This window comes from Streptomyces sp. NPDC054840 (assembly GCF_053611065.1).
The window spans coordinates 1-5,439 of the sequence record NZ_JBSGZP010000512.1; the positions used below are offsets into that span (position 1 = coordinate 1).

Consider the following 5,439-nt stretch of genomic DNA (forward strand, 5'->3'; position numbering starts at 1 on the left):
GTATCTGGTTCATACGACTGTGCTCCCCATCCGTGTCTCCGGCCACCGGCCGGCCGTCTCCTCGCCATCGGCCCGCAGCTCGTCGAGCGCCGGGCCACCCGCCGCGCGCAGCCGGCGGGCGGGGCTTCCGGCCCACACCTCACCGGGCGGCACATCGGCCAGAACCGTGCTTCCCATACCGGTCAGCGACCAGGCGCCGACCGACGTGCCCTCGCGCACCAGCGCTCCCGCGCCCACGTACGCGCCGCGCCCCAGCCGCACCCCGCCGCCGAGGCGCACGCCCGAGGCGAGCGTGGCGAAGTCCCCGACCCGGTCGTCGTGGGTGAGCACCACCTGCGGCATCACCGCCACGTGGGACCCGAGCCGGACGGCGGCCGTCAGCACGCAGTGCGCGAGCAGGACCGAGCCCGCGCCGAGCAGCGAGGACCCCGAGACCACCGCCGTCGGATGGACCACCGTCGCGTACCGGCTCCCGGGCAGCCCCAGGCGCCGTACCAGCCGGGCCCGTACGGCGTAGTCGCGCGGACTGCCCACGCAGACCACCACCCGGGCCGCCGGCAGCTCGTGCACGAGGTGGCTGCCGCCCAGCACCGGCACCCCGTCGACCTCCCGGCCGTGCAGGCCCGGATCGTCGTCGAGGTGCCCGGCCAGGCGCCACCGCGGGGCGCGGCCGGCCGCGGCGGCCGCGGCGGCCGTGTCCCGTACCGCCTGCGCGGTCTCGCGGGCGAACCCGCCCGCGCCGACGATCAGCAGGTCCTCGGTCCGCCGCGGCGGGCCGCTCATCCGCCCGCCTGTTCCCGCAGCACCGCCACCACCCGGTCCTGCTGCTCCCGCGTCATGGTGTGGAACAGCGGCAGGATCACGGAGTCGCGACTGATCCGCTCGGTGACCGGCAGCGGCGCCGCGCCGTGGTCCGCGTACGCGGGCTCCAGGTGCGAGGCCATGATCCCGCGCCGGGCCGAGATGCCGGCCTCGGAGAGCGCCGTGAGCAGCTCGTCCCGGCCGACGGGGAAGTCCTCGGCCGGCAGCACCCAGTACGACTGGAAGTTGCCCTGGCCGTGACCGGGGTCCTGGACCGGGCGCAGCCCCGGGACCTCGCCCAGCAGCTCGGTGTACCGGGCCGCGAGCGAACGCCGCCGGGCCACGATCTCGTCCAGCTTGCCGAGCTGCACCAGGCCGACCGCGGCCTGGATGTCGGTCATCCGGTAGTTGTAGCCGACCTCCAGGTAACTCTCGACGACCGGCTTGCCGCTCGCGTGGCGCTGCGCGGCGGACACGTTCATGCCGTGCTCGCGCAGCCGGCGCAGCCGCTCCGCCCACTGCGCGTCGTCCGTGGTCAGCATGCCGCCCTCGCCGGTGGTGATCACCTTGCGGGGGTGGAAGGACCAGGCGGCGAGCAGCGCGCCGTGGCCCACCGACTTGCCGCCCACCGTCGCGCCGATGCCGCAGGCGGCGTCCTCCACCAGGGACACGTCCCAGTCCGCGCACACCGCGCGCAGCGCGTGCACGTCCGCGGGCACCCCGCCCTGGTGGACGGCGATCACCGCCTTGGTCCTCGGCGTGCGGACCGCGTCCACGGTTTCCGGGGTGAGGTTGCCGGTGGCCTCCTCGACGTCCGCGAACACCGGCCGGGCGCCCACGTAGCGCACCGCGTTGGCCGTGGCGATGAAGGACAGCGAGGGGACGATCACCTCGTCGCCGGGACCGAGGTCCAGGGCGATCAGGGCCAGGTGCAGGGCGGTGGTGCACGAGCTCACCGCGATGCCGTGCTCGGCGCCCACCCGCTCGGCGAAGGCCCGCTCGAACTCGGCGACCCGGGGGCCCTGGGCCACCCAGCCGGAGAGCACCGCGTCGGCGGCGGCCTTCGCCTCCTCCTCGCCCAGCCACGGCACCATCACCGGGATCCGGGCCGCGGCGGGGTCCGGGGTGGAGACCGGAGCGGGGGCCGGGGCGGAGACCGAAGCGGCGTCCGGAGCTGTGTTCGGTGCTGTGTCCGGCGCCGGGTCCGGGACGCTCATCGGCCGGTCCCCGCGGCCGCCGCGTCGGCGGCGCGCTCGGCCCGCCACCATTCCACCAGGTCCCGAAGGCCGGTGCGCAGGTCGATCTCGGCGGTGAAGCCGAGCCGCTCCGCGGCCCGCGAGGTGTCCGCGAGCCGCCGGGTGACGCCGTTCACCGCGCGGGCCGGCCCGTGCTCGGGCACCAGCCCCTCGGCGCCCATCGCCTCCAGCAGCCCCTGCGCGAGCTGGAGCAGGCTGGTCTCGGTGCCGCTCGCGACGTTGAACACCTCGTCGGTCAGGTCCGACTCGGCGGCCAGCAGGTTGGCGCGCGCGATGTCCCGGACGTCGACGAAGTCCATGGTCTGCGAGCCGTCGCCGAGGATCAGCGGCGGCTCGCCCGAGGCGATCCGCTCCATCCAGCGGATCAGCACCTCGGTGTAGAGGCCGTGGATGTCCATCCGGGGCCCGTACACGTTGAAGTAGCGCAGTGCCACGTAGTCCAGCCCGTACATGGAGTGGAAGCTGCGCAGCACCCCCTCGTTGAAGGCCTTCGCGGCACCGTAGAACGTGTCGTTGTTGTACGGGTGGTGGCGCTCGGTGGTCGGGAACTGCTCGGCCAGGCCGTAGACCGAGGCCGAGGACGAGGCGATCACCTTGCCCACCCCGGCGGCCGCGGCCGCCTCCAGCACGTTGAAGGTGCCGTCCACCATGACCTCGTTCGCCAGCCGCGGGTCCTCCGCGCACTGGGTGATCCGGATGGCGGCGAGATGGAACACCAGCTCGGCGCCCTCGGTCGCCTTCCGCACCGCGGCCACGTCGCGGATGTCGCCCTCGACGACCTCCACCACCCCGCTCGGCAGGGCGCGGGCCAGGTTGGCGGTCCGCCCCCGCACGAAGTTGTCGAGCACGACGACCTCGCGTGCCCCGTTGTCCACCAGCAGGTCCACCAGGTGCGAGCCGATCGTGCCCGACCCTCCGGTGACCAGAATCCTCTTGCCTCGTACGCTGCTCAACGTCCTGCCCCCACTGGATGTTCGGTCGTGGTCTTGCGAGTGATCGGACTGCGGAGGATCAACGCCCGGTGCGCAGCCCGACGACCGCTCCGCGGAACTCCAGGCTCCGGGAGGCGGCTTCCAGGATGTCCAGCACCTTCAGTCCCGCCCGGCCGTCCGTCAGCGGCGGCCGTCCCGTCCGGATGGACGCGGCGAACTCCTCGACCATGCTGCGCAGGGCCTCCTTCTCACCGATCGCGGGCGCCACCATGTCGCCGGTCCGGTAGGAGACGAGCATGTCCCGGCGCTCGTCCGCGCCGATCTCCTGCGGGGCGCTCAGGTCCACCCCGCGGTCGAACACGGCGACACGCTGCGTGGGGTTGAGGTCGTCCCACACCAGGGTCCGCTTGGACCCGCCGACCATGGTGGTGCGCACCTTGGTGGGCGAGAGCCAGTTGACGTGCACGTGGGCGATGGCGCCGGTGCTCAGCTGCAGCGTCAGGTAGGCCACGCAGGACTGGCCGGTCCCTATGGGATCGGCTCCGTGCGCGGCGACGGCGACCGGCCGCACGTGCTCCGGGAGGATGAAGTCCAGGACGGACAGGTCGTGGGGGGCCAGGTCCCACAGGACGTCGATGTCCTTCTGGACGAGCCCCAGGTTGATCCGTACCGAGTCCACGTAGTGGATCTCGCCGAGTTCACCGGAGCGGACCATCTCGCGGATCCGGCCCACCGCCGGGGTGTAGCAGTAGGTGTGGTCGCACATCAGCGTGAGACCGCGCTCCTCGGCCTCGTTCACGAGCCGCAGCCCGTCCTCGTACGTGGCGGCCAGGGGTTTCTCCACCAGGACGTGCTTGCCGGCGCGCAGCGCGGCCAGCGCCACGTCGAGATGCGTGCCCGCCGGAGTGGCCACCGCGACCGCGTCGACCTCCGGGTCGGCGAGGACCGCCTCGTAGTCGGCGGTGGCCTGGACCGTGGAGTACGCGCCGAGCACCTGGCGGGCCCGGTCCACGTTCAGGTCGCAGAGCCAGCGCAGCCGGAACTGGTCACTGGACTGGAAGTTGCGGACGAGATTGGGGCCCCAGTAGCCGGCGCCGACCACGGCGACACCTAAGGGGGCGGACCCCTTGCCGGTGGCGCCCGTGTCCTGATCCGCGCCCTGCCCCGCGTCCTTCGCGGTGTGCTTCACGGCGTTCCCCTTCCTTCCGCGCACGCCGGACGGCGTGTCGCCAATTCATGGCCGGGACGCATGTGATGGAGGGAAATGCCGTCGACGGCAGCCCGGACGCCTGCGCGGCCCGTGCCTGACCTGCTCAACGGTGATGGCCCCCCACAACCGATGCCCTACGTGATCCGCGTGCTTCGCCCCCCGGCCCGGCCGCCTGTTCCCCACAAGCAGCCGAACCCGTACCGCCTTTGCCCGCTGCCGGACACCGGCGTCGCCGAAGCGTGCCGAATCCGGTCGACGCCGCTCAATCTAGTCCACCGGGCGTACCCCCGGGCAGAGTTGACGTAATCGCCTGGCGCGGGTGTTCGGCCGTGCATACTGCCCGGGTGACCAGCATCGTGATACCGGCCCACAACGAAGGCCGGGTCATCGGCCGGCTCCTCGACGCGCTCCTGGCCGACACCCCGGTGGCCGGGCCCGACATCGTCGTGGTGTGCAACGGCTGTACGGACGACACCGCCCGCGTGGCGGGCGGGCGCGGCGACCGGGTCCGTGTGGTCGAGATCACGACTCCCTCCAAACACGCGGCACTCCGGGCCGGCGACGAGCATGCGCGGGGCTTCCCCCGGCTGTACGTGGACGCCGACGTCGTCGTCGGGGCCGCCGACGTACGGGCCCTGGTGGGCGCCCTCGACCGGAGCCCGGAGCTGCTCGCCGCCGCTCCCGGCCGGGACATCCCGCTGGGCGGCTGCGCCTGGTCGGTGCGGGCGTACTACCGGGTGTGGCAGCGGCTGCCCGCCGTCCGCGAGGGGCTGTTCGGCCGGGGGGTCATCGCCGTGACCGAGACGGGGCACGCGCGGATCGCCGCGCTGCCCCCGCTGATGGCCGACGACCTGGCCGCGTCCCTCGCCTTCGGGCCGGGGGAGCGGCGCGTGGTCGAGGACGCCCGGGTGGTCGTCCGTCCGCCGCGCACCTGGTCCGACCTGATCAGGCGGCGGGTCCGGGCGGCGACCTCCTCGGCCGAGTTCGAGCGCTTCCAGGCGGCGCGGCAGGCCGAGGCGCCGGAAGGGACACGGGAGCAGGCGCAGCAGGTGTCGGAGCAGACCGCGCGGACGGGCACGGCGGATCTGCGCGCCCTGCTGTGGGCCCGGCCGGGCCTGCTGCCGGGGGTGGTGGTGTTCCTGGTGGCCGCGCTCGCCGCCCGCCGGGGCTCCCGGAAGGCCATCCGCGACCAGGACTTCTCCACCTGGCTCCGGGACGAGAGCAGCCGGCAGGGCTGAAC

Annotated in this window: 5 protein-coding genes; 1 reads left to right on the forward strand and 4 read right to left on the reverse strand. The window is 73.7% G+C overall.

Features of this window, described 5'->3' with window-relative positions:
- Positions 1-9 precede the first annotated feature (9 nt).
- From ACWGIU_RS28245 to ACWGIU_RS28260, 4 genes are read right to left on the reverse strand one after another with little or no spacing between them, the layout of a single operon-like run.
- The gene (locus ACWGIU_RS28245; protein WP_453710425.1) at positions 10-783 is read right to left on the reverse strand and encodes a NeuD/PglB/VioB family sugar acetyltransferase; all 774 of its coding nucleotides are present in this window, start codon (positions 781-783) and stop codon (positions 10-12) included.
- Positions 780-2,018 (reverse strand): DegT/DnrJ/EryC1/StrS family aminotransferase, encoded by a 1,239-nt coding sequence (locus ACWGIU_RS28250; protein ID WP_453710427.1) that lies wholly within the window; start codon positions 2,016-2,018, stop codon positions 780-782. Before ACWGIU_RS28250 ends, ACWGIU_RS28245 begins: the two co-directional genes overlap by 4 nt.
- Positions 2,015-3,010 (reverse strand): NAD-dependent epimerase/dehydratase family protein, encoded by a 996-nt coding sequence (locus ACWGIU_RS28255; RefSeq protein ID WP_453710429.1) that lies wholly within the window; start codon positions 3,008-3,010, stop codon positions 2,015-2,017. Before ACWGIU_RS28255 ends, ACWGIU_RS28250 begins: the two co-directional genes overlap by 4 nt.
- Before the next feature lie 58 nt (positions 3,011-3,068).
- Entirely contained in the window at positions 3,069-4,178 is a 1,110-nt protein-coding gene (locus ACWGIU_RS28260) for a Gfo/Idh/MocA family protein (RefSeq protein ID WP_453710431.1), read from the reverse strand.
- 365 nt (positions 4,179-4,543) lie between these two features.
- Between ACWGIU_RS28260 and ACWGIU_RS28265 the strand changes: the two genes are divergently transcribed.
- Positions 4,544-5,437: a glycosyltransferase gene (locus ACWGIU_RS28265; RefSeq protein ID WP_453710433.1), complete on the forward strand. Its 894-nt coding sequence runs from the start codon at positions 4,544-4,546 to the stop codon at positions 5,435-5,437.
- Positions 5,438-5,439 lie beyond the last annotated feature (2 nt).